Origin of the sequence: Pseudomonas sp. R37(2017) (genome assembly GCF_002113375.1) — a bacterium.
GTDB lineage: Bacteria > Pseudomonadota > Gammaproteobacteria > Pseudomonadales > Pseudomonadaceae > Aquipseudomonas.
Genome location: NZ_NEHO01000003.1, coordinates 67,854 through 93,984, shown reverse-complemented (window position 1 = coordinate 93,984; position 26,131 = coordinate 67,854). Strand labels below are relative to the sequence as shown.

The following is a 26,131-nucleotide window of genomic DNA, read 5'->3' as shown; positions in this document are numbered from 1 at the left end:
CCGGCTGTATCGCAGCCTCAGAAACGGATACAGCCATTTTTCATTACAAACAAGCGAGGTATCCCATGGACCTGCCCAAACTGTCCATCGCGGCACTTGGCGGCACGGTAAGCATGCAAGCGAGCAAGGCCGGTGAAGGCGTCATCCCGACCGTCAGCGGCGAAACCCTGCTGACTTCCTTACCGGAACTGACGACGCTGGCCGTAATCACCGTCGAAACCCTCAGTCTTCTTCCCAGTGCGTCCCTGGATTTCGAGTTTTTGCTGAACGTATTGTCCTGGGCTGAGTTTCAAGTCAAACAGGGCGCTGTTGGGGTCGTGATAACCCAGGGCACCGACACCCTCGAAGAAACCGCGGTGTTTTTGGATTACCTGTGGCCCTACGACACCCCCTTGGTGCTGACCGGTGCCATGCGTTCCGCAGCGCAGCCAGGTGCCGATGGACCGGCCAATCTGCTGGATGCATGTCGCGCCGCCCTGTCGCAGAACAGCCGGCAACGTGGCGTCCAGGTCGTGATGAACGGACAGATCCATCAAGCGTGCAGCGTACGTAAAACCGATTCGCTGGCATTGCAGGCATTTTCCTCTCCGGTCGTGGGACCCGCGGGCCTATTGCTGGAAGACCGTGTTCGCTACCTGCGTCCGCCGGGGCCGCGCACGGTATTACCGCTGCCGCAACAGACTACACAGAAGGTTGCGCTGTTTGAGGCCTCACTGTCAGCCGACACCCTGCTACTGGAGAATATTCTCGCACTCGATTACGACGGGCTGGTGATCGGCGGTTTCGGTGCCGGCCACATCTCGCAGCGCTGGGCGGCAATGATCGAGCATATTGCCAAACGAATCCCCGTGATCATTGCGACCCGAACCGGTTCCGGCTCTACCGCACATGCCTCTTACGGTTTTGGTGGCGGTGAAATGGACTTGATCCGCAAGGGCGCATCGATGGCGGGTTTTCTATGTCCGCGAAAAGCCCGGATTCTGCTTTGGCTGCTGCTCGGTTGCCAACGACAGCACGAGCTTGCGCGGTATCTCAACGAAGACATTTGACTTCAAAACAACAAAAGGCCTGCGATTGCAGGCCTTTTTTGTGCGTCGAATTGGCTTACGGCTTATGCGCCCGCGCCAGGAACTCGTGGGACTGCATTTCCAGCAGACGGCTGAGGGTACGCTGGAATTCGAAAGTCAGGCGCCCGCCGGTGTACAGATCCTTGAGCTCGACTTCGGCGGAAATGATCAGTTTCACGTTACGGTCGTAGAACTCGTCGACCATGTTGATGAAACGTCGGGCGATGTCGTCGGTGGTGACGCTCATCTGTTCAACATCGCTCAGCAACACGGCGTGGAAGATCTTGCCCAGTTCGATGTAGTCGTTCTGGCTGCGCGGACCGTCGCACAGTGCGCGGAAGTCGAACCAGGCCACGTCATCGCAAGTGCGCAGGGCACGAATTTCACGGTTTTCGATCATCAGCACGTCATTTTCAACCGCTGCCGTGCATTCCGGCGTCAGTGCACGGAAGCTCTTGCGCAGGCTTTCGTTGGCGGCTTCGTCGAGCGGATAGTGGAACAGCTCGGCTTGCTCGAGGTGACGCAGACGATAGTCGACGCCGCTGTCGACGTTGACGATCTCGGTATTCTGCTTGATCAGCGCAATGGCCGGCAGGAAGCGCGCGCGTTGCAGGCCGTCCTTGTACAGGCCGTCCGGTACGATGTTCGAGGTCGCGACCAGGGTCACGCCATTCTTGAACAGTTCTTCCATCAGGGTGCCAAGGATCATGGCGTCGGTGATGTCGGAAACGAAGAACTCATCGAAGCAGATCACCCGGGCCTCGGCGGCGAAGCGCTTGGCGATGATGGTCAGCGGGTTTTTCTCGCCACCCAGGGTCTTCATCTCTTCGTGCACGCGCTTCATGAAGCGGTGGAAGTGAGTGCGGGACTTTTCCTTGAACGGCAGCGCTTCAAAGAAGGTGTCCACCAGGTAAGTCTTGCCGCGACCTACGCCACCCCAGAAATACAGGCCCTTGACCGGGGCCTGATCCTTCTTGCCAAACAACTTGCCCAGCAGGCCCGGCTTGTTTTGCTCGGCCGCGACCAGATCGTCGTACAGGCGCTGCAAATGACGCACAGCCGTTTCCTGCGCGGCGTCATGGAAGAATTCCGGGCGTTTCAGATCAGCTTGATATCGTTCTAGGGGCGTCATAATTCGTTAGCAAGGCAACAAAAACGGGCCGACACTTTAGCGACGGCCCCGAAGAATGGCAATCGGCCCTTGGTTGGGCCGGGCCGTTGTTTATTCCTGAACCGGCGTCAGGGCTATGCGTAAAGCTTCGATGGCAGCATCACGCGCAGCGCTGTCGACGAAGGCCGGGCTGTCGGCAACGCACTCGCCTTCAAGCCAGACGCTGAAGCCCTTCTCTTCACTGCGCACATCCAGATCCTGGCCCGCCTGCAACTGCTTGGTCACCTGACCGGCGGTCTTGCCATCGGCGAAATTGCGCGACAGCAGCAGTTGTTCGCCATCGGCCGCCAGCAGACGGAAGCGGAAACTGCCGTCGTCTTCACGGAAGCTGACAAAACGAGCAGCTTTCGCGGCTTTTTTCCTGGTGGCCGTCGCCACTTGAGCCTGGGCAACGAAGGAACGCAGGCCCACGGCTTCACGCAGTTCATTGAGGAAGGGGGTCGCTACCGCACGGGCCTTTTTCGCACCGTGTTGCAGGATGTCTTCCAGATCCGCCGGGCGCTCGATCAGCTGGTTATAACGCTCGCGCGACTCACCCAACTCGCTTTCCAGCAGTTGGAACAGGCGATTCTTCGCCTCGCCCCATCCCAGGCCCTGCAGCAAATCACTGCGGAACTCGTCGGCCTGCGCCGGGGTGGCGAAGGCCTGGAACAGAGTGAACAGATGTGAATTATCCGGATCCTTGGCTTCGCCCGGCGCGCGGGAGTCGGTGACGATCCGCGAAATCGCGTCCTTCATCTCTTTGGCGCTGCTGAACAGTGGAATGGTGTTGTCGTAGCTCTTCGACATCTTGCGGCCATCCAGGCCCGGCAATGTGGCGACGCTCTCTTCGATCAACGCCTCAGGCAAAGTGAAGAACTCCTTGCCCTGGCCAAACAGGTGGTTGAAGCGCTGGCCGATGTCCCGCGCCATCTCCACGTGCTGGATCTGATCGCGACCGACCGGCACCTTGTGCGCATTGAACATCAGGATGTCCGCGGCCATCAGCACCGGGTAGCTGTACAGGCCCATGGTGATGCCGGCATCCGGGTCTTCACCGGTCTCGACGTTCTTGTCCACCGAAGCCTTGTAGGCGTGCGCCCGATTGAGGAGGCCCTTGGCAGCGACGCAGGTCAGCAGCCAGGTCAGCTCAGGGATTTCCGGGATGTCGGACTGGCGGTAGAAAGTCACGCGCTCGACATCCAGGCCACCGGCCAGCCAGGTCGCGGCAATTTCCAGACGCGAGCGCTGGATGCGCAGCGGGTCATCGCACTTGATCAGGGCGTGGTAGTCGGCCAGGAAGTAGAACGAATCGGCATTGCTGTCGCGGCTGGCGACGATCGCCGGGCGGATGGCGCCAGCGTAGTTGCCCAGGTGCGGCGTGCCAGTGGTGGTGATGCCGGTGAGGATACGGGTACGAGTCGTCATGGGTAATCGCTTGTCAGACTGCAATCAATTCGAGAGACGCGGCAGGATCAGATCCTTGAGATCGGTCAGCTTGCCATGAAAAAAGTGTCCGCATTCTGCCACTTTCAGCAGCTCATGGGGACGTTCGAGCTTGTCGGACCATTGGTAAACGACTTGTGGATCGATGACTTCGTCGGTTTCCGGCTGAATAAGGGTCAGTTCGCCATGCTGCGGCAACTGGTCCTGATCCCTCAGGCGCATGACCGCCGGCGCAACCATGAACAGGTGTTTGAGCTGCTCGCCCTGCGCTTCCAGACGTCCGCCGAGACTTGCGGCAACAAAACCGCCAAAAGAGAAACCGAACAGGGTCAGCGGCAAATCCGGGTGTCTGGCGCGAAACCACGCGGCCACGGCCTGGGCATCATCGACTTCACCCGTGCCCATGTCGTGGGTGCCTTCGCTGGCGCCAACGCCACGGTAGTTGAAACGCAAAGTGATCAAACCGGCATCTCGCGCGGTGCGCTGCAGGGTCGAAACCACTTTGTTGAGCATGGTGCCGCCCTGCACCGGGTTCGGATGACAGATCAGCGCCAGGCCGCGAGGCTGCTCATTATCCAGATACAGTGCTTCAATCTGACCAACCGGGCCATCAATCACTACAGGGGTTTCACGCATAAGCAAGGAAGGAACTCCGTGACCTCGAATCGGGTCGACTCGTCTAGCAAATTGTCTGTGGCTGTCTATTGCGAGTGAATCGCGGTATACAGCGCAGGTTCGAGCCGTTAACGTAAAGCAAAGCCGTTTATAGAGGAAGGACTCGTGGAACACTCGCTCTTAGTTTGGTTGTTACCGACTCTTGCCCTGGTTGTGGGTGTCGCCATTGGGTTCCTGATCGCTCGCGTTGCACCGAACGCCGCGCCCAGCCGCACGCAGCGTCAACTGGACGATATTCAGGAACGTTTCGACAGTTATCAGAACGAAGTGGTGACCCACTTCAACAGCACCGCGACACTGGTCAAGAAACTGACTCAGAGCTATCAGGAAGTGCAGGACCACCTCGCCGAGGGTGCCAACCGTCTGGCCCTGGACGAGCAGACCCGCCAACGCCTGCTGGCTTCCCTGCACGCCGACGCGGCGCAGGCTCCACGGGAGCGCCTGACGCCACCACGCGATCAGGAGCCACCTCGCGACTACGCACCGAAAGCCCCGAACGCGCCGGGCATGCTCGATGAGCATTACGGCCTGAAGAAGTAATCAGCTTCGCGCATGGCAAAAGCCCCCGGACACGTGATTGTCCGGGGGCTTTTTTATTTCTGACCCTGTATCTCCGGTGCCCACTCTGGCCCCATCGCGGGCAAGCCCGCTCCCACAGGATTATGCTTTGAATACAGATTTTGTGTACGACTTCACCCCTGTGGGAGCGAGCTTGCTCGCGATGGGGCCGGAACTGACGACAAAAAAAGCCCGCCCGATCCGTAGAGGATCGGGCGGGCTTTTTTACGCCTGGGGTTCAATCAGGCAATCAAGGGTACTGCTTAACCTGGCCTTACTGCTGGGCACCATACTGCTGGCCCGGAATCGCCTTGAGGTTGACCTCTACACGGCGGTTCTGCGCCCGGCCATTGACGTCGCCGTTGCTGGCAACCGGGCTATCCGGACCGGCGCCACGAGCGCTCAGGTTGGCACCGCTGACACCTTGCGAGGTCAGGTAGGTGGCCACGCTCTGGGCACGACGCTGGGACAGGTCCATGTTGTGCTGACGGCTGCCGGTGCTGTCGGTATAGCCGACGATCTCGATCTGGTTCTGGTTGAACTCCTTGAGCGAGCCAGCCAGGTTGTTCAGCGGCTGATAGAAACTTGGGGCAATGTTCGCCGAATCGGTAGCGAACGTGATGTTGCCCGGCATGATCAGCTTGATCTGGTCGCCCTGGCGCTGCACTTCAACACCGGTGTTGGCCATGCTGGCACGCAGCTTTTTCTCTTGCTGATCGGCGTAGTAGCCGTAGCCCGCAGCGGAAGCACCGACCACCGCGGCACCAATCAGCGCGCCCTTGCCACGGTTATCGTGGTTGATGGCAGCACCGGCCAACGCACCGGCCAGAGCGCCGAGGCCACCATACTTCGCGGTCTTGCTCATGCCTTCGGAGCCGCTATCCGCCTGCCCCTGAGCCTGGCCTTGACCTCCGTAAGGGTTGGGCGAGGCACAGCCGGACAAAACGGCCACAGCCGTAGCGAGAATAATCAAACGACGCGTGGTGAACATGTAAAGCTCCTACTTTTTGCATTCTGTGGTGCGACGAAACAAGGCATCAGCCTTTGGCGGCGTTAGATCGCTTCCTGGAAAAAAAATTCCGCTCGTTTACAAATCAGGCCCGTACAAACGGGTTTTCGCGCATTTCATCCCCCAGACGGGTGTCCGGACCATGCCCGGCCACCACCGTCGCCTCTTCGTCGAGGGTGTACAAACGCTGCTTGATCGAACGCACGATAGTGGCCTGGTCGCCTCCCCACAAATCCGTACGTCCGACACCGCGACGGAACAGCGTATCGCCGGCAACCAACAACTTGGCCTCGGCAAACCAGAAGCTCATGGAGCCCGGCGTATGACCCGGCGTGTGCAACGCCACGCCGCAACCGCAGGCCAGTTCTTCATCATCGGCCAGCCAACGGTCCGGGGATGGCACCGGGGTGTAAGGAACGCCGAACATCTGACACTGCATTTCCAGGTTGTCCCACAGAAACTGGTCTTCCTTGTGCAGATGCAGTGTCGCGCCGGTTTTCTCCTTGAGTTGACCGGAAGCCAGGAAATGATCGAGATGGGCGTGGGTGTGAACAATGCTGACCACTTTCAGCCCCAGAGCGTCGAGACGCGCCAGGATCAGCTCATGATTGCCACCCGGATCGACAACGATGGCCTTTTTCGTCACCGGATCGCCGATGATCGTGCAGTTGCACTGCAAAGGGCCGACGGGGAAGGTTTCGCGGATGAGGGTGGGTTGCTGGGACATCGGGAGGCCTGCTCGGTAAACGGGGACGAGCGATTTTCGCATACTTGAGTATCCAGCCAATGACCGCGACAAGTAACGTGAAAAATCCTTAACCCAGGACCCCAAGCTCCTTGGCCCGCGCCACCGCCTGCGTACGCCGCTCGACCCCGAGCTTGCTGTTGATATGGCTGGCGTGGGTCTTGACCGTGTGCAGGGAGATATACAGCTGATCGCTGATTTCCTGGTTCGAACAGCCTTGGGCGATCAATCGCAGGACAGCCAACTCCCTCGTGCTGAGCTGCTCCGCGGCCGCGCAGGGCTCCGAGCCGGGCCGGCTAGCCGATGCCGGCAGTTTTTCACTGAGACTCAGGGAAATGGGAGTTGGTGAACCGAGTTGAAGTTGCCCGCGCAGCCAGTCCGGGTGCTCGGCCAGCAGGCCCTCAAAGGGTTGCAGCACCCCTCCGCCGGCGGCGTCCAGTGCCTGAGCCAGTACCTTGCGGGCTTCCGGTTCCCGCCCGCCGCCCAGCAACAACGTCACTTTTTGGGTCAACGCCATGACACTGAGCATCTGCCGACCGCTTTGCTGGCCAAGCTCAAGCAGCACATTCAAACGCCCTTCGGCCAGCATCGGTTGGCCCTGGATGACTTCCAGCAAGGCCTGCTGCAATTCGATATGCAGCGGTAATTGCGGATGAAACTCCGGTGGAGCCGCCCCGTTCTCGCCGTTGTAGGTCTGCCCCAGACGCGCCAGCCAGGCTTCAGCCAGGTCGGTGCGCCCCTGGGCCAGCCAGAGCTCACATTTGACCAGGGTGATCATGGCCAGGTAGTAGATCGGCGGCACATCCCAGATGTGCATCAACCGCTCGGCTTCGGCCAGTTCCGCAAAGGCCTTGGCGAACTCGCCGCTGCTGCCCTCCAGCCTGGCAATCACGCAGTGGCCGATCAGCACGCTGATGTCACGACAGGCACGTGCCTCGCTCAACCCGGCCTGCAATCGCACCCGCGCCGACTGTGGCTGCATGCGCAGGGCCAGTAAAAAACCCTCGTACAAGGTCAATCGGGCGCGAACTGCATACAGGCGCTGCGCAGACAGGCTCTGCAAGCGTTGCAGGCCCTGACGGACCTCCTCCAGCGCCCGACAGATTTCCCCGCGCGCTTGCAGCACACGGGCGCGGTCGTAATGGGCCAGGGCCTCGAACAACGGGTTACCGACCCGTTGCGCCAGCTCCAGCGATTGGCGGTTCAGCCCCCGAGCCCGCCACAGATCACCGTCGGCAATCGCCAGGTTGGACAGGGTCGAGAGGCACATCAGGCGCTGGCCGTAACGTTTGGACGGAAGACTTTCCAACGCCTCGCGACAGTACCGCAGCGTCTGTTCGCGGTTACCGCGCCCACGGGCGATGATGCCGCTCAAAGCCAGCCATTGAGCGAGCATGGATTTCTGTGCGGTGGCCGACGGAGCCGGCAGGAAGCGGCTCAGATGGCTGGCCAGCTCCTCGGCGGCATCCAGTTGGCAAGCCATCCCCAGTGCCCAGCTATAGAGAACGATCAGTCGCGGCGTGCTGATCAGCAGGCTGTCAGGCAAGTCCATTTTCCAGCGCAGCAACATGCCGACATTCTGCTCGGCCAGCAGTTGTTCTTCGGAGAGGTTCTGCACCAGGTTTGCCGCGACGTCCAGATGACCGGCACGCAGGGCCTGCTCCACGGCTTCATCGAGCAGTCCCTGGGCATTGAACCAGCGACAGGCGCGAAGGTGCAGGCTCGCGGCCGGTACCATCGACTGGGAAGCCGGACGCATGCGCAACAGATCGGAAAACAGGTGGTGGTAACGATACCAGTGACCATGTTCGTCCAGCGGCACCAGGAACACCTGGTGGGCGAGCAGGAAGCGCAGGATCTCTGCGCTGTCATGGGCATCGCGAACGGCATCGCACAGCTCGCTGCAAAAACGCTCCTGGGGCGCCGTGTCGTAGAGGAACGACTGGACTTCGGCGGGCAGGCAATCGATGACTTCTTCGAGCAGGTAATCGCGGATCAGCCCTTCCCCGCCGTGCAACGATTGCGGCAGTGCGCCATCGGTGCCCGCCTCCGAGGCCGCCAGCAGCCAGAAGCGCAACCCCGCAACCCAACCTTCGCTGCGCTGGATCAGGTTTTCCAGCGCCTCACCACGCAAGGAACTGCTGTGTCGGTCGAGCAGGCTCAAGGCCTCGTCGTGGGTCAGGCGCAGATCCTGTTCATGCAACTCAAGCAGTTGCCGCGACAGCCGCAGCCGCGCCAGATGCCAGTCGGGACGTTGGCGACTGGTGACCATCACCAGCAAGCCATCGGGAAGATGATTGAGGAAAAACTGCAGGCAGCGGTCCAACACCGGCCCTTGGGCCAAATGGTAATCATCCAGCACCAGCAGCAATGGCGCTGCTGCAGACAAGTGCACGGCCAACTCGTCGAGCAGGCCGTCCAGCCATTCTTCGAAGGCGAATGGCTGATGGCGCTGGCGCATTTTCAACAGCCCGAGGGACTGCCTGCCCAGGTGCGGGAAATAGTCCTGAAGGCCTTCGAGCAGGCGTTCGAGAAAACGTCCGGGGTCACTGTCGCGTGAGCTCAACCCCAGCCAGAGGCTTTGCCAGTGCGCCGGCAAGCCCTGACAAAACTCCACCGCCAGCGAACTCTTGCCGAACCCTGCCGGCGCGCTGACCAGCAATAACCTGCCGCCGAGCCCGGCACTCAGGCGCTCGCACAAACGTGGACGCAGCACATGGCCGTCGGGCAACGGCGGGCGGAAGAAGCGCCCGTCGAGTGTCGCGACAGCAACGTGTGCAGAACCTGGGGGTGTAGACAGATCAGTCATAGCCGGCTCTTGTTTGAATTGCGGGTGGCGGCGTTGCAGATGTCCGCAGACTAGCCGTAAACGGATAGGGAATGAAGGTAATTGCTACAAATGGCTACAAAAAGTCTGCAAGCAAAAAAAAACGCCCCGAACCAGTCGGGGCGTTTTCAGAGGGTGCAACTTCTACTCAGCTCACCTTAGCGAACACCATCCTGACGCAAGGCGGCCGGGGTGAAGTCGCTGGTGGTGGCAGTGAAGCCGAAGTCATAGGCCGACTTCTCTTCGTTCTTCATGCCCAGCGCCAGGTAACGACCCGATTGCAGGTCATACAGGGCCTCGAGGGCATACCACGGTACTTGCTTGTCGTAGTAGTTCTCGGCATGCGCCTCACCTACACGCCACAGTTGGCCACGACCGTCGTAATGGTCGATGACCGCGGCTTGCCAGGTATCTTCGTCGATGTAGAAGTCACGCTTGCCGTAGATGTGACGCTGCCCCTCCTTCAAGGTGGCCACCACATGCCACACCCGGCGCAGTTCGTAACGCGCCAGATCCTGATTGATGTGGCCGGCCTTGATGATGTCGGTGTACTTGAGGCTCGGGTCGTCGAGTTTGTAGCTGTCGGAGGCGATGTACATCTCTTTCTTGCCTTCGAGCTTCCAGTCGTAACGATCCGGCGCCCCGTTGAACATGTCCAGGTTGTCGGAAGTACGCAGGCCGTCAGCCGCGGTTCCCGGACCGTCATAGGACACTTGCGGGGCACGGCGCACACGGCGCTGGCCGGCGTTGTAGACCCACGCCGAACGCGGTTCCTTGACCTGGTCGAGGGTTTCGTGAACCAACAGCACACCACCGGCCAGACGAGCCGGAGCGGTCACTTTCTGCTTGAAGTAGAACAGGATGTTGCCCGGGTTTTTCGGGTCGTAGTCCTTCATCTTGTCGCGGAACACGAACTGGTCCTGGAAGTACACCAGGCTGAACGAGCCGTTCGGCTGCGGCGTGGCCTGGGTCACCAGGCGGGTCACGCTGCCCCCACGATAGCGGGTGATGTGGTTCCAGATGACCTCCACGCCACTTTTCGGAATCGGGAACGGTATGGCGGTTTCGAAGTTTTCCAGACCGTTGCCGCCGGACACCAGGTTGGTATTGGTGGCGTTACGCTTGATGGCGGCGAATACGTCATCCGGCACGGTAGCACCGCGATGGGACGGATAGACCGGCATCCTGTAGGTTTCCGGGTAGCGCTTGAACATCGCGTACTGGCCCGGGGCGAGCTTGTCCTTGTACTGGTCGACGTTCTGCGCCGTGATGGTGAACAGCGGTTTTTCGCTGGCGAACGGGTTGGACAGGAAACCTTTGCTGTCGACCGTACCGGCATTCTTCGCCATCGGCTTCCAGGCCGGGATCGAACCGTCGGCGTTACCCGCCATTTCGGCGCCCATCGGGGTCAGGCTCTTGCCCAGCTTGTCGGCCTCGGCCTGGGGAACTGCCGCGATGACGCTGGTCGCCAGCAGCGAAAGACCCAGAACACCGGCGTGGAACAGACTCTTTGTTATTTTCATTTATGCGTTCGTCCTGAAAGTACTGTGCTTAGAAGTTCACGCCGAGGCTGAGCGCAACGAAGTCGCGGTCATCCACGGTGGTGTACTTGCCGTCGAAGAAGTTGGTGTAAGCCAGACTCGCGGTGTAGGTGTTCTGGTACTCGGCATCGACACCCAGGCTCACCGCTTTGCGGCCTTCCTCGAAGTTGCCGCCAGGGCCAGGGGAGTAACCGCTCACGTCATGGGACCAGGCAACGTTCGGCTTGAGGTTCACACCGGCAAACACGTCGTTGTATTCCCAGATGGCGCGACCGCGGTAGCCCCACGAAGTCGCGGTGGTGAAGCCTTCGTCGGTGCAGTTGCGGCTGCGGTTGTTGGTCGGAGTACCCGGGCCGGCACCGTTGATGGTGCTGGTGTTGAGCGCAACGCAAGTATCGAGTGCGCCAGAAGCCGGCAACTCACCCGGGCCGTAGACCGGGTCGCGGCCGTAACGAACGTCCGAAGTGCTTTCCAGGCCACCGACGTGGGTCACGCCCACCTCACCCACCAGGGTCAGACGGCTGGCGCCCATGACCTGGTCGAAGAAGTGCGTCAGGGTGGTCTGGAACTGGGTGATTTCTTTACGACGATAGCCGTGCAGGTCGGTACCCGGTGCAGCGGACAGCAGCGACGCGTTGGTCAACGGGTTGTTCGGGTTGTTATTGCCTAAAGGGCGGACACCGGCGAACAGGATGTCGGTGGTGTTGAGCTGCACCGGAGCGTTCGGACGGTAGCTGATCTCACCGCTCCACGCCGTACCGGTAGGCAGGGTGGTGGAGAAGCTCAGGCCGTAGAGGCGGATGTCTTCCGGGTATTCGATGAAGTACTGCGAATTACCCGCCACCAGCAATGGCGCCAGCGCGGCGAACGGGCCCGGGAGTCCCGCGGCTGTGTTGTAGACCGATTGCGGCGCGCCGGTTGCGCTGAAGATCGGCGCACGGCTGTGGTAGTTCATGAAGTAGGCGCCGAACTCGGTGTCCAGCGGATCGAACATGTACTTGAAGGACGCGCCCCACTGACCGCTGTCACGGGCATCGCGGTCAGGGCCTCGACGCACCAGAACGCCCTCATTGTTGACGTCGACGCCGTTGGCGGCCAAAGGCCCCAGGGCAATGGCCGGAATCTGCGAGCGCTTGGCCAGCACGCGCAGGTTGTCGTTACAGCCGTCGGCAACGATGTCCGGCTGGGAGAAGAACGTGCCGCAGTTATCGACGACGGTCTGGTCCCATTCAATTTGATAGAAGGCTTCGGCCGAGAGGTTTTCGGTCAGGCTCTGGGACACATAGAACATGTTGACCGGGATCAGGCCTTCCTTGATCTCGGCACCCGGCCGACGGAATGCGGACACGTCGATCGGGTTGATCGAGTTGATGCCGCCACCGATGAAGGTACTTTCACCCCAGCTCACGACCTGCTTGCCCAGGCGCACGGAGCCTGGTTGATCGGCAATGGCGTAGTTGTGGTAGACGAAGGCGTCGAGGATCTCGCTGCCGGCGGACTTGGCGCCTTCCTTGCGGCCATCGTCGCTGATGTCCTTGAACGGACGGCTTTCGTCCTTCAGTTCAAAGTCGTACCAGTATTTGCCACGGACGAAAACACCGGTATCGCCGTATTTCAGTTCAAGGTCATGGATGCCCTTGAAGATCTTCGAGAAGGTTTCCCCACTCTTGAAGTTCAGGTGACCGTCATCAGAAGTCTGGGACAGACCCTTGCCGCCGTTGTTTACACCGATGAGGTTCTTGTTGGCACTTTCGGTAGACCAACTGGCACCGATCGACAGGGATGAGTCGAACTGACCTTCGATTTCACCGATGTTGAAACTGACGCCGAATGCTGGCCCGGCGAGCGTAGAGGCAAGACTGACGGCCAGGGGCAGTTTCGCCCGGCGCCAGAACTGGTTTACTGATGTCATCGACGCTACTCCATGTGCATTTTATTGTTATGGCATGAGCACTTCTAAAAACGCTGTGGATAACCGGGAGCCATGGCGTCCCAAAGTCATTCCAAAGTTGCATCGCCCCGGTTTGTGCGGTTGCCCCGTTCTTAAAAATCCTTGAGCGGACTATAGCCAGCAGGTAATAGCGCTTGATCCCTCTAAAGTGTGATTTGCAACTGCCAACCACTCTGGAACAGTCCTTTCGCCAGTCCGACTTCATCGGCACGGCAAGAATGGCTGAAAATTTCGATTTGACAAGCCAAGCGCTTGCTTGGTGGGGCCGGCGTGCCCTTTCGGGCACGCCGGACGGCGCTTAAAGCGTCGAGAGGAAGGTGCTGTTGGTCGCCTGCCATTCGCTGATGTCGACACGAATGCGCTTCTTGTCGAGTTTGCCGACGCTGGTCTTGGGAATTTCAGTAACAAGGGCGATCTGACTTGGAATCGCCCACTTGCTCAAGTGCCCCAACTCCACAAAGGGCTTGAGGTGTTCCTTGAGCTCCCGTGCCCCGATTGCATGACCTTCACGGAGCACCAGCAGGGCAAACGGTCGCTCGCCCCACTGCGGATCGGGGATCCCCACCACTGCTACCTCACGTACCGCGACATGACGGCTGATCAGGTCTTCCAGGTCCAGTGAAGAGACCCACTCGCCACCGGTCTTGATCACGTCCTTGATGCGGTCACGAATGTCGATCACACCCATGCTGTCCAGGGTCGCCACGTCGCCGGTGTGCAACCAGCCGCCGGCCCAGAGTTCGGCCCCCTTCTGCGGCTCGTTGAAATAGCCTTCGGTCAGCCAGGGTGCACGCAGTACCAGTTCACCCTGGGTCTCGCCGTCCGCGGGCAGGAAGTTGCCCTCGGTGTCGACGATCGCCGCCTCCACCAGCGGCCCGGGCACGCCGGCCTTGATGCGGTAGGTGGTGCGTTCGTCTTCGGTGCCGGCCATCAACTCATCGTTCAAGTGCGCGCACGACACCAGCGGCCCGGTTTCCGACATGCCGTAGGCGGCGGTCAACTGGATGCCCTTGGCCTTGGCCGCCTCGTACAACGTACGGTTCAGGGCGCTGCCGCCGATGACGATTTTCCAGCCGCCGAAGTCGACGTTCTGCGCGGCCCTGGCATTGAGGACCATCTGCAAAATGGTCGGTACGCAATGGGAGAACGTGACTTTTTCCTTGCGCCACAACTCCACCAGGTACTCCGGATCATAGCGGCCGGGATACACCTGCTTGAGCCCGAGCATGGTCGCCACATACGGCAAACCCCAGGCGTGCACGTGGAACATCGGGGTGATCGGCATGTACACGTCGTTGGTGCCCAGCAGGCGCACGCTATCGATCGCGCCCATGATGGTCGACACCCCCATGGTGTGCAGCACCAGTTGCCGATGGGTGAAGTACACGCCCTTGGGATTGCCGGTGGTGCCGGTGGTATAGAACGTGGTCGCGACCGAATTCTCGTCGAAATCCTGGAAGTCGTACTGCGGGCTCGCTGCGGCCAGCAGTTGTTCGTACTCGCCGACAAGGTTCGGCAGGTCCGCGGTTTTTTCCGGCAGGTCAGTCAGCAACAGGGTTTTGTCGACCGTGGTCAGTTGCCCCTCGATGGCCTTGTAGAGGCCGACGAACTCGCTGTTGACCAGCACAAAGCGGTCCTCGGCGTGATTCATGGTGTAGAGGATCTGTTCCGGCGACAGGCGCACGTTGATGGTGTGGATCACCGCGCCGATCATCGGGATGGCGAACATGCACTCCAGGTAGCGATGGCTGTCCCAGTCCATCACACCCACGGCGTCACCGGGCTTGACCCCGGCCGCGGTCAGCACGTTGGCCAGGCGGGCCACCCGCTCGATCAGGGTCGGGTAGCTGTAGCGCAACTTGTCGCGGTAGATGATCTCGCGGGTTTTCTCATAACGGGCACCGGACATCAGCAGCCGCTTGATCAGCAGCGGATACTGGTAAGCGCCTTCGGCTGGGGGGATAACGCGAGTCTGCAACATAATAATCCCTTTAATCTGACTGCACGGTCGTGGCTGAAAGTACGCACTTTAGTGCCCTTGATCGTCAGCCAAATCAGCCAAAGGAATGATTTGCAGAGCGCCACAAATGCTGGCATTGAGCCAGCACCTGCAGGGATTCGCTGTCTGCCGCGCCTGCGAAATCAATGCATCTCGGTAAAAGCCAGCTTTACGCCAATCGCAATCAGCACGGCGCCCATGGTCCGGTCGAACCAGTGCCCCATGCGCGCGAAACCGGCGCGTACGCGCTGCTGGCTGAACAACATCGCCACCAGGCAGAACCAGACGGCTGTCGCGGCTGCCAGGTAAACCCCGTAACCGGCCTGCACGGCCAGCGGCGTGTGCGGATTGATCACCACGGTGAACAACGAGAGGAAGAACAATGTGGCTTTCGGGTTGAGCCCGTTGGTGACGAAACCCGAGGCAAAGGCACCACGGGCCGTGCGCTCGCCGGCCTCCTTGTGCAGATCGTCCGCCACAGGCCTGGCCGGTTGCGCGCGCAGTGCCTTGTAGCCGATGTACAGCAGATAAGCGGCGGCGGCCCACTTCAAGGCATTGAACAGCACGATCGACTGGGACACGATCAGGCCGATACCCAGCAGCGAGTACCCCACGTGCAGGAAAATCGCCGTACCCACGCCCATTGCGGTCCATGTGCCCGCGCGGCGACCGTGGGTAACACTTTCACGTACCACCACGGCAAAGTCCGGGCCGGGGCTGGCCACGGCCAGCAAGTGAATCAGGGCGACGGTCAAGAACTCTGTCCAGTACATGTGGGGCTCCTTCAGGCCAAGCGTAACTATTTATTTCATCTGGTAGGCTCAGCAGATTACGCGTTCAGTTCAATGCACAAAAGGTACAGTTGATGACGAATACCCGCCGCGCCGTTTTCCTCGACCACCCGTCCCTGGACCTCGGCGACCTTGACCTCAACCCGTTGCGCAGTTGTTTCAGCGAGTTGAAATTGTTCGCCCAGACCTTGCCCGATCAAGTCATCGAACACCTCAAGGGCGCCACTGTCGCCATCAGCAACAAAATCCTGATCGATGCCGCCGCCATGGCCGCCAGCCCTGATCTCAAGCTGATCCTGATCACCGCCACCGGCACCAACAACGTCGACCTCGCCGCTGCCCGCGCCAACGGAATCACCGTGTGCAACTGCCAGGGCTACGGCACACCGTCGGTGGCACAGCACACGATCATGCTGTTGCTCAACCTGGCCACGCGCCTGGCCGATTATCAGAAAGCCATCGACGCAGGCCGCTGGCAGCAGGCCAAACAGTTCTGCCTGCTGGACTACCCGATTGTCGAACTCGAAGGCAAAACCCTCGGCCTGCTGGGTCACGGCGAACTGGGGGGTGCTGTCGCCCGCCTGGCTGAAGCCTTCGGCATGCGCGTGCTGCTGGGGCAGATTCCGGGGCGCCCCGCGCGGCCGGACCGTTTGCCGCTGGATGAACTGCTGCCGCAAATCGACGCCCTGACCCTGCACTGCCCGCTCAACGAACATACCCGCCACTTCATCGGCGCCCGTGAACTGGCTGCGATGAAGCCAGGCGCATTCGTGGTCAACACCGCACGCGGTGGCTTGATTGACGAACAGGCCCTGGCCGACGCCTTGCGCAACGGGCATCTGGGCGGCGCAGCCACAGACGTGCTGAGCGTCGAACCTCCCGTCAACGGCAATCCGCTGCTGGCCCACGACATCCCGCGCCTGATCGTCACCCCGCACAATGCCTGGGGCAGCCGCGAAGCGCGCCAGCGAATCGTTGCTCAAGTAACCGAAAACGCACTGGGGTACTTCAGCGGTGAGGCGCTGCGGGTCGTCAGTTGATAAACTGCGGCACTTTTTTTCACGGGAGCAGTTATGGATCCGCGCAGTGAAGTACTGCTTCGTCAGGCCGAGTTATTCCAGGGTTCGGTGTTGCTGGCCGGTTTGCCCGCCGACGACCTGCTGGGCCGTCTGCCCGACGCCCACGGCTGGTGCTGGCACGCCGGCGATCATGCCGCGCTGGACGCCCGCTTCGCCGGGCGCAGTCATTTTGGCGTAACCGCGCCGGAGCGTGGTTTCGAAGCCGCCGTGGTGTTTCTGCCCAAGGCCAGGGACCTGACCGACTACATCCTCAACGCCCTCGCCTCGCGGCTGGCAGGCCGCGAGCTGTACCTGGTCGGCGAGAAAAAAAGCGGCATCGAAGGTGCCGCCAAACAACTCAATCCATTCGGCAAGCCACGCAAACTCGACAGCGCGCGACACTGCCAGCTCTGGCTGGTCACCGTAGCCAACGCACCTGAAGCCAAACCGCTGGAAAGTCTGGCTCAGACTTACGAACTGCCATTGGCCGAAGGCCCGCTGAAGGTCATCAGCCTGCCGGGGGTTTTCAGCCATGGTCGCCTGGATCGCGGCAGCGCGCTGCTGCTGGAGCATCTGGACAAGCTGCCCGGCGGTCACTTGCTCGACTTCGGTTGCGGCGCCGGAGTTCTGGGGGCGACGGTGAAACGTCGTTACCCACACAACCAGGTCACGTTGCTGGATGTGGACGCCTTTGCCGCCGCCAGCAGTCGCCTGACCCTGGCTGCCAATGGTCTGGAAGCCGAGGTGATTACCGGTGACGGAATCGATGCCGCGCCGATGGGCTTGAGTACGATCCTGAGCAATCCGCCGTTCCATACCGGCGTGCACACCGACTATTTCGCAACGGAGAACTTGCTGCGAAAAGCAAGCAAACATCTGAAAAACGGCGGCGAACTTCGCCTTGTAGCGAATAGCTTCCTGAAGTATCAACCGCTGATCGAAGAGCATCTTGGCGCATGCGCGATCAAGGCCGAAGGACAGGGTTTCAGAATCTACCAGGCCAGACGCGGTTGAGACTTTTTTGAAAATGAAGGCTTGCCGAATGGATTTTGCCTAGGCAGAATCCGCTCCGTCCTAGGGGAGTAGTCTCCCACGAGCGCCACGCTCGTCCGGCATGCGTCAACATACTTGGTCAAAAGACCATGGCGTATGCGACCCAAGCATCCACACCAGATGGATCGCAGGGTTTGACAAGACCTATGACACGCACACCTTACCCGGGGCGGGAAGGCTGTACGTGTCATAGCCGTGTCGACCCGCCCCTTAGGAAAACCCCTGATGCTGGATTCACTGCTCGTACCTACCGCAATCGTTGCCTTGGCCGAAATCGGCGACAAGACGCAACTGCTCGCGCTCATTCTCGCTGCCCGCTTTCGCAAGCCCTGGCCGATCATCGCCGGTATCGTCGCCGCGACCCTGGCCAACCACGCAGCCGCCGGTGCAGTCGGTGCCTGGGTCGGCAGTTTCTTCTCGGATACGATGCTGCACTGGATCCTTGCCGTGAGCTTCGCCGCGACCGCCCTGTGGACCCTGGTGCCGGACAAGATGGATGACGACGAAGCCAGTACCGCCCGCAAGTTCGGGCCGTTCCTGACCACGCTGATCGCGTTCTTCCTGGCGGAAATCGGCGACAAGACGCAGATCGCGACCGTGATGCTGGCTGCGCAATATCCAGAGTTGTGGCTGGTGATCATCGGCACCACCGCCGGCATGCTGATTGCCAACGTACCGGTGGTATTGGCGGGTAACTTTGCCGCCGAAAAATTGCCATTGACACTGATCCGCCGACTGGCGGCGTCGGCGTTCTTCATCCTGGCGATTGTCGCGGTGTACAAGGCGATGCAGAGCAGCGGGTGGGTTTGATCTAGATGCTTCTGTAGGAGCGAGCAAGCTCGCGATGGTCGTCAACGATAACGCGGGCAGTCTGGATGCCAGCGTTGTTCGGGCCTCCATCGCGAGCATGCTCGCTCCTACAGGGGGATGTCAGGACTTCTTGGCCTGCTCGTACAGCGGCATGACTTTCGGAATCGCCGCCTGCAACGCCGCAATACGGCTCGACGACGCCGGGTGAGTGCTCATGAACTCCGGTGGCGCACCTTCCGAGACCTTGCTCATCTTGTTCCACAGGGTAATCGCGGCATTCGGGTTGTAACCGGCGCGGGCGGCCAGTTCCAGACCGATCAGGTCCGCCTCGTTTTCATTGGCGCGACTGTTGGGCAAGGTCATGCCGTAGTTGGCCACGGTATCGGCCAGGGCCATGGTGTCCTGCCCCAATCCCAACAAGGCGCCGGCGCCCTGCTTGGCCATTTCGATACCATAAGCCCTGGACATCGCTTCACGTCCGTGCTCGCGCAGGGCATGGGCGATTTCATGGCCCATGATCGCGGCGATCTCATCGTCGGTCAGCTTCAGGGTGTCGATCAGTCCGGTATAAAAGATGATCTTGCCGCCAGGGCCGCAGTTGGCATTGAGCTCATCGCTCTTGATCAGGTTGACTTCCCACTTCCACTGGGCCGCGTCCGGACGGAAGTTCGGCGCCTGGGCAATCAGCCGGTCGGCAATCACCTGAACCCGCCGGGCTTCGTTGCTGGTCTTGTCCAACACACCTTTGTTGGACGCCTCGCCCACTGTCTTCTGATAGGACTGGGCGTACATCTGGTCGACCTCTTGCGCAGACAACATGCTGAACATGTACTGCGTGCGCTCGACACCCACAGCGCCGCCACTGGTGGTATGGACCGACTGGCAACCGGTGAGCAGCAGCGCGGCGCTCAGTGCACTGACAACCAAAATCTTGTTCATCGAAAAATTCCCTGAAAACATGCCGCGTATCCTAGGCGTGGAAATGTATCGACGCCAGATACAGTGGTCGTAAGACGCACAATTCGGACAAAGCTCTCATCGCCGTAGAAAAAATTCACATTCGACGGCAACCCACCCCCATCACACCGTGCATGTGTTCAATTACGACATCCGGCATGCAATGACAGTCATTTCAAGCAGCCGCGCTCATGCCCGCGCTACTCCCTGCCGATACACCTGGCCAGACGTCCTTTTCCGCGCGGAGCCCCCATGAAGTTCAAGTCGATCCAGTTTTCCGTGGCGGCACTTGCCGGCGCCATTGTCCTTAGTGTCGTGGCAGCGCTGGTGGTGTACGCACTGTTTTCCGGCGCCCGGACGCAAGACATGGTCCAGGAGCGGACGCAGGCCCAATTCGAGCAAGTCATCGAACAACGCCTGACATCCCTGGCACAAACCCAGGTCAGCCAGATCCAGCGCGAACTCGAAGCTCCCCTGCTGATTGCCGGCGGGCTCGTACGGGTCAATGCCCTGATCGGCACACCGGGCGCCGATGGCCAGCCCGCCCTGAGTCTCAGCCGCGAGCAACTGATCGGCCTGATCAAGGAAAACGTGGTCAAGAATCCGAAAATCCTCGGCACTTACATCGGTTGGGAAAAAGACGCACTGGATCACAACGATGCGGCCTATGTCGGCACCCAGGTGGTCGGCATCGACGCCAGCAACGGACGCTTCCTGCCGTGGTGGTTCCGCAACGACGACGGCACCCTGGGCCTGGACAAACTGGTGGACGTCGACGACCAGAAAACCCTGTCCACTGGCGTGCGCGCCAGCGAGTACTACCTGTGCTCGAAAGAAACCAGGAAATCCTGCGTGATCGATCCGGCGCCTTACAAGGTCGGCGACAAGATCGTCATGCTCGCCTCCTTTATTGAGCCGATCATGCTCAACGGCGTCTTCCAGGGCATCGTCGGCGCCGACCTGTCGGTGAACTTCATCCAGGAAATGCTCCTGGGCGCCAACCAGAAACTCTACAGCGGCGCCGGTGAAATGGCCCTGATCGGCGGCAATGGCCGGATCGTTGCCTACACCAAGGACCCGAGCAAGTTCGGCGAGAAAGTCAGCGACATCCTCGACAGCAAGCAGATCGCCAACATGGCCAATCTCAAGCGCGGCGAAGTTACCTACACGGTCGACAAGGCCCAGGGCCGGATCGAGTTGTACCTGCCTTTCGGCATCGGCCAGACCGACGCCCGCTGGACTCTGATGCTGCAATTGCCGCTGGACGCGGTCATGGCCGACCTGCAAAAACTCCAGGCCGACCTGGACGCACAACGCAAATCCGACACCTTCGGCATGGCGATGGTCGGCCTGGTGATTGCCGGTATCGGTCTGCTGGTGATCTGGCTGGTGGGCCACGGTATCGCTCGCCCACTTAAGCAAATGGTCGCCATGCTCAACGATATCGCCCAGGGCGAAGGTGACCTGACACGGCGCCTGACCAGCGACCGCGCCGATGAGCTGGGCTCGATCGCCAAAGGCTTCAACACTTTCCTGGCCAAGTTGCAGGCGATGATCACTCAAGTGGTGACGTCGGTGCAGAGCGTCAGCGATTCGTCGGAACACACCGCCGACATCGCCATCCGCACCAACACCGGTGTGCACAAGCAGATGGCCGAGATCGATCAGGTGGCCACCGCCGTGCAGGAAATGACCGCCACCGCCCAGGACGTGGCACGCAATGCGACCCAGGCCGCGCAGGCCGCCAGTCATGCCGATCAGGCCGCCAGCCAGGGCATGCAGATCGTGCGCGACACCTCGAACTCGATTGGCGCCCTCGCCGTGGAGATCGGCCGGGCCGTCGGCGTGGTGCAAACCCTGGCCAAGGACAGCGAAAACATCAACGCCATCCTCACCGCCATTCGCGGGATCGCCGAGCAGACCAACCTGCTGGCCCTGAACGCAGCCATCGAAGCCGCCCGCGCCGGTGAACAGGGCCGCGGCTTTGCCGTAGTGGCCGACGAGGTGCGCAACCTGGCGCAGAAGACACAAAAGGCCACCGAAGAAATCCAGGCCATGATCCAGCAACTGCAGCAAGGCACGCGGGATGTGGTACGAGTCATGGAAGACAGCCAGAACCGCACGGATGAAAGCGTGTTGCACGCTTCCAAGGCCGCCGAAGCCCTGGAGACCATCACTCAGGCGGTATCGGTGATCAACGACATGAACACCCAGATTGCCAGCGCGGCCGAGGAGCAAAGTGCCGTAGCCGATGACATCAACCGCAACGTGATCAACATCGGCCAGGTGGCCAACGAAGTGGCCGGCGGCGCGGATGAGTCGAGCGCGGCGAGTGCGGACTTGACCAGGCTGGCCGAGCAGCAGCGGCGGTTGATCAATCAGTTCAGGGTTTGATCCCAAGGCCCCATCGCGAGCAAGCTCGCTCCCACAGGTTTTGTGAACACCACAAATCCCTGTGGGAGCGAGCCTGCTCGCGAAGGGGCCTGAACTGGCGCCGAATCAACCCGGAGTGAGACACTCCGGGCCATTGAGCTTCGGATCATTCACCATGTTGGCCAGCACCCGTTCGCGCAATGCGGCAGGCTCGCTGGCCAGCAAGGCTTGTAACGCATGCAATGGCGTCTCGGGATCCAGCCACGCCGCCTGCCCCGCCTCATCAAGAATCAACGGGCGCCGCTGGCTCGCCGCCGGCTGGGTTATCACGGCGGTACTCAGCCAGACCTGCTCCTGCACTGGATACGCTTCCCAGATCGCCGCAAAGAACAATGACGAGCCCTCCCCCGGTGTCAGCCAGTACGGGCGCTTGCGCGTCGTGCCGCGCCATTCGTAGAAACCATTGGCCGGCAACAGGCAGCGGCGCAAGCGCAGGGCTTCACGGAACATCGGTTGCTCGGCAACGGTTTCGGCGCGGGCGTGGGCCGGAGTACGAGACAGGTCGGTCAGCCAGGGTGGCGTCAGGCCCCAGCGGGCACGGGCCAGCATACGCTGGCCGTCAGGCCCGGCCCGCAGCATCAACACCGAATCGTTGGGAGAAATGTTCCACTGCGCCTGCTGATCGGCGGGAAAACCGGGCAGCGCAGCAAAGGCGGGGTTCCAGCGAAACAGGGCATAACGTCCACACATGGGGCAACACAACTCTTGATCAAACGAACGCCAGCCTAACAGACCAGCGTGCCGGGAAAGCTGTCCGGTTCATCGCCGGGCAGCGGCAGCGCAGCATTGTACGCGGTGATCAGCTCGCGGGCGTATTCGGCCTGGTCGTTCTCGACCGACAGCCCAAGCAGACCATAGATCGGCAACTCCCCGGAACCGCCAAGCAGATCACGGCCCACCAGATGCGCCTCAATGCCCTCGCTGGCGAGCATGCCTTGCAGCAACTCGCCTTCCATCAAGTTCTCCGGATCGTAGATGCGCTGCATACACGCCCCTCAGTCGTTTTCACTGAACACTTCGAGATGCCATTCCTCTTCATGAACCTGCAACACGAAGGTGATCGGCCGGCAGCACACCTGACAGTCCTCGATATAGGTCTGATCGCCACCGGACAAATCCACCGTCGTCTCGACTTCCTCACCACAGTACGGACATTCATAAAACGCGTCTTCCAGCATCGCGGTCTCCCAGGTGACTTGTGCGTATAATCGCCGGTCTGTTTGCAGGGCTATTTTTGTCTGGCTACTTTTTCAGACCGTGCCCCGCCGGTTTTCGATCAGAACCTTTACTTACCCTAGCCGTTTCTAACAAGAGAGCATGATGGGCGAATTCGATGCCATCCGACCTTACGACGACAGTGAAGTCCCGGCAGTGCTGGCACGACTGCTCGGCGACAAGGCGTTTCTAGATATCCTCACCCACTTCCGCTTCCCGCGCTTCGCCGGCGCTTTAGGCTGGGCACTCAAACCACTTATAGCCCATCGGCTGCGCCGTGAGTTTGCCGGCATTACCTCCGTGGCCACGCTACAGGACAAAGTCGAGCATTACGTCGACCACACCATCGAACGCGCCACCGACGGCGTCACTTATACCGGGGTGGAGCAATTCAAGTCCGGCAGCGCCTACCTGTTCATCGCCAACCACCGCGATATCGTGATGGACCCGGCCTTCGTCAACTACGCCGTGTACCACGCAGGCCTGCCGACCCCGCGCATCGCCATTGGCGATAACTTGCTGCAAAAGCCTTTCGTCAGCGACCTGATGCGCCTGAACAAGAGCTTCATCGTGCACCGCTCGATCAGCGGTCGCCGGGAGAAAATGGCGGCTTACCAACTGTTGTCGGCGTACATCAACCATTCGATCCGCAACGATTGCGCCTCGATCTGGATCGCCCAGGCCGAAGGACGCGCCAAGGACGGTGACGACCGTACCGAATCGGCGATCCTCAAGATGTTCCACATGAGCCGCAAGGACGAGCCGTTCGGCGAGGTCATCCAGTCGCTGAACCTGACCCCGGTTTCGATCAGCTACGAGTACGACCCGTGCGATCAGGCCAAGGCCCGCGAGCTTTACATCCGCGCGACCACCGGCAGCTACACCAAGGCGCCAGGCGAGGATGACGTGAGCATCGCCAAGGGCATTACCGGCTACAAGGGCCGGGTGCATGTGAACTTTGCCGCGCCGATCACCGAACTGTTCGAGGACACCAAGCAATTGGCGGTCGAGATGGACAAGCAAATCCTCAGCGGCTATCGCTTGTTCCCGGTGCACTACCTGGCTTATGCGCAGTGGAAAGACGCTGATCCGCAACTGCAGGTACCGAAAGCCGCCGAAGTGTTCCCGGCCGAGGAACTGGCCAAGGCCCAGGAAGAATGGCAACGCCGCCTGGACGCCTGCCCTGAAGAGCATCGTCCATTCCTGGTGCTGCAATATGCGACGCCGGTGCGCAATCAGTACCGGGTGAAGGCAGGGTTGCCGCTGTAAGCGGCTTTCGCTGGATACAAAAACGGCCCTTTTTGTGGCGAGGGGGCTTGCCCCCGTTCGGCGGCGAAGCCGTCGTCGACTCGACAGGCGAGCAATGTGGGCAGGAAACCCTCGTAGGTTTCAGGGCCGCTTCGCAGCCCAACGGGGGCAAGCCCCCTCGCCACAGGGTCTATTTCAGATTCAGACCTGAGTGCTGATCCAGGACACCAGCAGCGCCATCCCCATGCAGGCGAAACCGAAGATGTAGAAAAACCGGTTCGTGCGCAAGGTCACCCAGTCCAGCGTGGGCTCTACGTTGGGGCTGCTCTGGCGCTTTGCCTGCAAACTGGCCAGCGCGCGCAGTTCGCGACGACGGGTGCTGTGCAGCAACCAGCCGCCCGGGAAGGCAAACAGCAAGGCCAGCAGATTGATCAATTTGGCGGGATGGGCGGTAAACAGCGTCATCAAGTGCAGCGACATCACAAACCTCAAGTAAAACAGGTGGCAGGTGCCGACCGGCGACCGCGGCGCGGATTCTACCGAAAGCCTGTGCACTTGCCCTCTGTTTCCGACAAATAACAAAGCAAATGATCAATGGCTGCCCTGCGTCATGGCTTCGTCATCTGAATCGGCGACCATGCGCACCTCGAAACCGACACGGACTACGTCATGCTCCACGCCGAAAATCAGGATCGTCTTTACCTCATCACCCCCAGCGAAGAGCAGCAAGCTCTCGTCGGCAGCCTCGCCTTCAACGTTCAAGACCGCCATTGGCTGGTGTATTGCGCCCTGGGCGGGCATCAACATGCGGATTTGCCGGAAACGGACCTGCTGACCGGTGTGAGCGTGCTGGACTTCTACTCGCAAGCAGCCTGACACCACTGATCCCCTGTAGGAGCGAGCATGCTCGCGATGGCGGCCAGACAGACAACAATGATGTTGAATGTGACGGCCTCATCGCGAGCATGCTCGCTCCTACAGGAAGGCGCGTTACTCGCCGAGGATCTGACCCACGGTCGGGTCCTTGAACAGGCGGGTCAACGCATCGCTCAGCACATCGCCGACCAGCTTGGTGTTGGTTTCCTGGTTCGGCGCCATACCGAAGCGCTGGTCCAGGGACGAACCATAACGGCCGCTGTAGCGACGGTTGGCGTTCTGTACATCGGAGCGGAACGTTGCGCCGATGGTGGCTTCGGTCACGTACATGCCTTCCTTGGGCGACTGGTACTTCAACTCTGTGAGGGTCACGGTCAGTTGCGGTGCATTCATGGCATTGTTCGTCGGGGTAAAGCCCAACAGACGCACGGCAGCTTCAGCCTGGGCCTGCAGCTTCGGCAGGATCTGCGCGCTCTGCACGGTGACTGCACTGGTCTCCGGGTACAGGCCGCCACGGGTGCCCAGCGTCGGTGACGGACGACCGTCCACTACACGCACCACGACGGGCTGGCCATGGCCGACCGGGGCCAACTGGGCGGTCAGTTTGGGTTCCGGGCTCAGTTGTTGCGGGCTGTTGGCGCAGCCAACCAGGGTCAAACTGGTCACAGTGATCAAACCGAACAACAGGCGTTGCAACATGCTCTTCTCTCCAGAATCAGGCA

The 26,131-nt window shown here is 60.6% G+C and carries 24 protein-coding genes, 1 pseudogene and 1 riboswitch; of the genes and pseudogenes, 9 read left to right on the top strand and 16 right to left on the bottom strand.

All coding sequences use genetic code 11. The features are described from left to right. Positions 1–65 precede the first annotated feature (65 nt). The gene (locus tag CAG47_RS06245; RefSeq protein WP_085724046.1) at positions 66–1,049 is read left to right on the top strand and encodes an asparaginase; all 984 of its coding nucleotides are present in this window, start codon (positions 66–68) and stop codon (positions 1,047–1,049) included. A 55-nt stretch (positions 1,050–1,104) separates the two neighbouring features. On the opposite strand, the gene zapE is transcribed toward CAG47_RS06245, so the two are convergent. The 3 genes from zapE to CAG47_RS06230 all read right to left on the bottom strand — a co-directional run bounded on the left by zapE (position 1,105) and on the right by CAG47_RS06230 (position 4,299). Continuing rightward, complete coding sequence (gene zapE, locus CAG47_RS06240; protein WP_085724045.1) at positions 1,105–2,199, bottom strand: cell division protein ZapE; 1,095 nt, start codon at positions 2,197–2,199, stop codon at positions 1,105–1,107. Positions 2,200–2,289: 90 nt separating this feature from the next. Beyond that, entirely contained in the window at positions 2,290–3,645 is a 1,356-nt protein-coding gene (locus CAG47_RS06235) for a tryptophan--tRNA ligase (RefSeq protein WP_085724044.1), read from the bottom strand. 24 nt (positions 3,646–3,669) lie between these two features. Continuing rightward, the gene (locus CAG47_RS06230) at positions 3,670–4,299 is read right to left on the bottom strand and encodes an alpha/beta hydrolase (protein ID WP_085724043.1); all 630 of its coding nucleotides are present in this window, start codon (positions 4,297–4,299) and stop codon (positions 3,670–3,672) included. A 144-nt stretch (positions 4,300–4,443) separates the two neighbouring features. Between CAG47_RS06230 and CAG47_RS06225 the strand changes: the two genes are divergently transcribed. Continuing rightward, positions 4,444–4,878, top strand: coding sequence for a YhcB family protein (locus tag CAG47_RS06225; RefSeq protein ID WP_007998221.1), 435 nt, complete (start codon positions 4,444–4,446; stop codon positions 4,876–4,878). Positions 4,879–5,170: 292 nt separating this feature from the next. Here the strand turns inward: CAG47_RS06225 and CAG47_RS06220 are convergent, their stop codons facing one another. The 7 genes from CAG47_RS06220 to CAG47_RS06190 form a co-directional block, all read right to left on the bottom strand. After that, a complete protein-coding gene (locus CAG47_RS06220; RefSeq protein WP_085724042.1) occupies positions 5,171–5,887 on the bottom strand; it encodes an OmpA family protein in 717 nt (238 codons plus the stop codon). A 103-nt stretch (positions 5,888–5,990) separates the two neighbouring features. Then, on the bottom strand, positions 5,991–6,632 hold the full coding sequence (locus CAG47_RS06215) for an MBL fold metallo-hydrolase (protein ID WP_085724041.1): 642 nt from the start codon (positions 6,630–6,632) through the stop codon (positions 5,991–5,993). Between the two features lie 88 nt (positions 6,633–6,720). Beyond that, positions 6,721–9,459, bottom strand: coding sequence for a LuxR C-terminal-related transcriptional regulator (locus CAG47_RS06210; protein ID WP_085724040.1), 2,739 nt, complete (start codon positions 9,457–9,459; stop codon positions 6,721–6,723). A gap of 176 nt (positions 9,460–9,635) precedes the next feature. Next, on the bottom strand, positions 9,636–11,000 hold the full coding sequence (locus tag CAG47_RS06205) for a DUF1329 domain-containing protein (protein ID WP_085724039.1): 1,365 nt from the start codon (positions 10,998–11,000) through the stop codon (positions 9,636–9,638). A gap of 28 nt (positions 11,001–11,028) precedes the next feature. Then, positions 11,029–12,930, bottom strand: coding sequence for a DUF1302 domain-containing protein (locus CAG47_RS06200; RefSeq protein ID WP_085724038.1), 1,902 nt, complete (start codon positions 12,928–12,930; stop codon positions 11,029–11,031). 337 nt (positions 12,931–13,267) lie between these two features. Next, positions 13,268–14,950, bottom strand: coding sequence for a fatty acid--CoA ligase (locus tag CAG47_RS06195; RefSeq protein WP_085724037.1), 1,683 nt, complete (start codon positions 14,948–14,950; stop codon positions 13,268–13,270). Positions 14,951–15,111: 161 nt separating this feature from the next. Further along, the gene (locus CAG47_RS06190) at positions 15,112–15,741 is read right to left on the bottom strand and encodes a LysE family translocator (protein ID WP_085724036.1); all 630 of its coding nucleotides are present in this window, start codon (positions 15,739–15,741) and stop codon (positions 15,112–15,114) included. 92 nt (positions 15,742–15,833) lie between these two features. Here CAG47_RS06190 and CAG47_RS06185 point away from each other — a divergent pair, with 92 nt between their 5' ends. The 3 genes from CAG47_RS06185 (at position 15,834) to CAG47_RS06175 (ending at position 18,680) form a co-directional block, all read left to right on the top strand. Continuing rightward, positions 15,834–16,799 carry a 2-hydroxyacid dehydrogenase gene (locus tag CAG47_RS06185; protein WP_085724035.1) on the top strand — a complete coding sequence of 322 codons (966 nt, stop codon included), beginning with the start codon at positions 15,834–15,836 and terminating at the stop codon, positions 16,797–16,799. Positions 16,800–16,832: 33 nt separating this feature from the next. Continuing rightward, on the top strand, positions 16,833–17,831 hold the full coding sequence (locus CAG47_RS06180) for a class I SAM-dependent methyltransferase (protein WP_085724034.1): 999 nt from the start codon (positions 16,833–16,835) through the stop codon (positions 17,829–17,831). A gap of 51 nt (positions 17,832–17,882) precedes the next feature. Beyond that, a riboswitch (yybP-ykoY riboswitch) is annotated at positions 17,883–18,005 on the top strand. A gap of 90 nt (positions 18,006–18,095) precedes the next feature. Beyond that, positions 18,096–18,680, top strand: coding sequence for a TMEM165/GDT1 family protein (locus CAG47_RS06175; RefSeq protein WP_085724033.1), 585 nt, complete (start codon positions 18,096–18,098; stop codon positions 18,678–18,680). Between the two features lie 120 nt (positions 18,681–18,800). Here CAG47_RS06175 and CAG47_RS06170 read toward each other — a convergent pair whose 3' ends face one another. Then, entirely contained in the window at positions 18,801–19,619 is an 819-nt protein-coding gene (locus tag CAG47_RS06170) for a M48 family metallopeptidase (protein WP_085724032.1), read from the bottom strand. 270 nt (positions 19,620–19,889) lie between these two features. Here CAG47_RS06170 and CAG47_RS29295 point away from each other — a divergent pair. Continuing rightward, positions 19,890–21,176, top strand: a pseudogene (locus CAG47_RS29295) (HAMP domain-containing protein); the annotation flags it as partial. A 12-nt stretch (positions 21,177–21,188) separates the two neighbouring features. Then, the gene (locus tag CAG47_RS29290) at positions 21,189–22,031 is read left to right on the top strand and encodes a methyl-accepting chemotaxis protein (protein WP_371917181.1); all 843 of its coding nucleotides are present in this window, start codon (positions 21,189–21,191) and stop codon (positions 22,029–22,031) included. 105 nt (positions 22,032–22,136) lie between these two features. Here CAG47_RS29290 and CAG47_RS06160 read toward each other — a convergent pair whose 3' ends face one another. The 3 genes from CAG47_RS06160 to CAG47_RS06150 are packed head-to-tail and all read right to left on the bottom strand — an operon-like array spanning position 22,137 to position 23,248. Next, complete coding sequence (locus CAG47_RS06160; protein ID WP_085724030.1) at positions 22,137–22,760, bottom strand: SOS response-associated peptidase; 624 nt, start codon at positions 22,758–22,760, stop codon at positions 22,137–22,139. A gap of 35 nt (positions 22,761–22,795) precedes the next feature. Then, positions 22,796–23,056, bottom strand: a complete 261-nt coding sequence (locus tag CAG47_RS06155) for a putative signal transducing protein (RefSeq protein ID WP_008016661.1) — start codon at positions 23,054–23,056, stop codon at positions 22,796–22,798. A 9-nt stretch (positions 23,057–23,065) separates the two neighbouring features. Further along, a complete protein-coding gene (locus CAG47_RS06150) occupies positions 23,066–23,248 on the bottom strand; it encodes a CPXCG motif-containing cysteine-rich protein (RefSeq protein ID WP_085724029.1) in 183 nt (60 codons plus the stop codon). A gap of 139 nt (positions 23,249–23,387) precedes the next feature. Here CAG47_RS06150 and CAG47_RS06145 point away from each other — a divergent pair, with 139 nt between their 5' ends. Beyond that, positions 23,388–24,554: a 1-acyl-sn-glycerol-3-phosphate acyltransferase gene (locus CAG47_RS06145; RefSeq protein WP_085724028.1), complete on the top strand. Its 1,167-nt coding sequence runs from the start codon at positions 23,388–23,390 to the stop codon at positions 24,552–24,554. A 180-nt stretch (positions 24,555–24,734) separates the two neighbouring features. Here CAG47_RS06145 and CAG47_RS06140 read toward each other — a convergent pair whose 3' ends face one another. Then, a complete protein-coding gene (locus CAG47_RS06140) occupies positions 24,735–25,013 on the bottom strand; it encodes a hypothetical protein (RefSeq protein WP_085724027.1) in 279 nt (92 codons plus the stop codon). Positions 25,014–25,202: 189 nt separating this feature from the next. On the opposite strand from CAG47_RS06140, the gene CAG47_RS06135 reads away from it, so the two are divergent. Further along, positions 25,203–25,409 carry a hypothetical protein gene (locus tag CAG47_RS06135; RefSeq protein ID WP_085724026.1) on the top strand — a complete coding sequence of 69 codons (207 nt, stop codon included), beginning with the start codon at positions 25,203–25,205 and terminating at the stop codon, positions 25,407–25,409. A 114-nt stretch (positions 25,410–25,523) separates the two neighbouring features. On the opposite strand, the gene CAG47_RS06130 is transcribed toward CAG47_RS06135, so the two are convergent. Further along, entirely contained in the window at positions 25,524–26,108 is a 585-nt protein-coding gene (locus CAG47_RS06130) for a YajG family lipoprotein (protein WP_085724025.1), read from the bottom strand. Between the last annotated feature and the right edge of the window lie 23 nt (positions 26,109–26,131).

Bases quoted from the DNA above. Each gene is read 5' to 3' on its own strand.
- CAG47_RS06245 (WP_085724046.1), top strand. From the start codon at position 66: ATGGACCTGCCCAAACTGTCCATCGCGGCACTTGGCGGCACGGTAAGC.
- zapE (WP_085724045.1), bottom strand. From the start codon at position 2,199: ATGACGCCCCTAGAACGATATCAAGCTGATCTGAAACGCCCGGAATTC.
- CAG47_RS06235 (WP_085724044.1), bottom strand. From the start codon at position 3,645: ATGACGACTCGTACCCGTATCCTCACCGGCATCACCACCACTGGCACG.
- CAG47_RS06230 (WP_085724043.1), bottom strand. From the start codon at position 4,299: ATGCGTGAAACCCCTGTAGTGATTGATGGCCCGGTTGGTCAGATTGAA.
- CAG47_RS06220 (WP_085724042.1), bottom strand. From the start codon at position 5,887: ATGTTCACCACGCGTCGTTTGATTATTCTCGCTACGGCTGTGGCCGTT.
- CAG47_RS06215 (WP_085724041.1), bottom strand. From the start codon at position 6,632: ATGTCCCAGCAACCCACCCTCATCCGCGAAACCTTCCCCGTCGGCCCT.
- CAG47_RS06210 (WP_085724040.1), bottom strand. From the start codon at position 9,459: ATGACTGATCTGTCTACACCCCCAGGTTCTGCACACGTTGCTGTCGCG.
- CAG47_RS06205 (WP_085724039.1), bottom strand. From the start codon at position 11,000: ATGAAAATAACAAAGAGTCTGTTCCACGCCGGTGTTCTGGGTCTTTCG.
- CAG47_RS06200 (WP_085724038.1), bottom strand. From the start codon at position 12,930: ATGACATCAGTAAACCAGTTCTGGCGCCGGGCGAAACTGCCCCTGGCC.
- CAG47_RS06195 (WP_085724037.1), bottom strand. From the start codon at position 14,950: ATGTTGCAGACTCGCGTTATCCCCCCAGCCGAAGGCGCTTACCAGTAT.
- CAG47_RS06190 (WP_085724036.1), bottom strand. From the start codon at position 15,741: ATGTACTGGACAGAGTTCTTGACCGTCGCCCTGATTCACTTGCTGGCC.
- CAG47_RS06185 (WP_085724035.1), top strand. From the start codon at position 15,834: ATGACGAATACCCGCCGCGCCGTTTTCCTCGACCACCCGTCCCTGGAC.
- CAG47_RS06180 (WP_085724034.1), top strand. From the start codon at position 16,833: ATGGATCCGCGCAGTGAAGTACTGCTTCGTCAGGCCGAGTTATTCCAG.
- CAG47_RS06175 (WP_085724033.1), top strand. From the start codon at position 18,096: ATGCTGGATTCACTGCTCGTACCTACCGCAATCGTTGCCTTGGCCGAA.
- CAG47_RS06170 (WP_085724032.1), bottom strand. From the start codon at position 19,619: ATGAACAAGATTTTGGTTGTCAGTGCACTGAGCGCCGCGCTGCTGCTC.
- CAG47_RS29290 (WP_371917181.1), top strand. From the start codon at position 21,189: ATGATCACTCAAGTGGTGACGTCGGTGCAGAGCGTCAGCGATTCGTCG.
- CAG47_RS06160 (WP_085724030.1), bottom strand. From the start codon at position 22,760: ATGTGTGGACGTTATGCCCTGTTTCGCTGGAACCCCGCCTTTGCTGCG.
- CAG47_RS06155 (WP_008016661.1), bottom strand. From the start codon at position 23,056: ATGCAGCGCATCTACGATCCGGAGAACTTGATGGAAGGCGAGTTGCTG.
- CAG47_RS06150 (WP_085724029.1), bottom strand. From the start codon at position 23,248: ATGCTGGAAGACGCGTTTTATGAATGTCCGTACTGTGGTGAGGAAGTC.
- CAG47_RS06145 (WP_085724028.1), top strand. From the start codon at position 23,388: ATGATGGGCGAATTCGATGCCATCCGACCTTACGACGACAGTGAAGTC.
- CAG47_RS06140 (WP_085724027.1), bottom strand. From the start codon at position 25,013: ATGTCGCTGCACTTGATGACGCTGTTTACCGCCCATCCCGCCAAATTG.
- CAG47_RS06135 (WP_085724026.1), top strand. From the start codon at position 25,203: ATGCTCCACGCCGAAAATCAGGATCGTCTTTACCTCATCACCCCCAGC.
- CAG47_RS06130 (WP_085724025.1), bottom strand. From the start codon at position 26,108: ATGTTGCAACGCCTGTTGTTCGGTTTGATCACTGTGACCAGTTTGACC.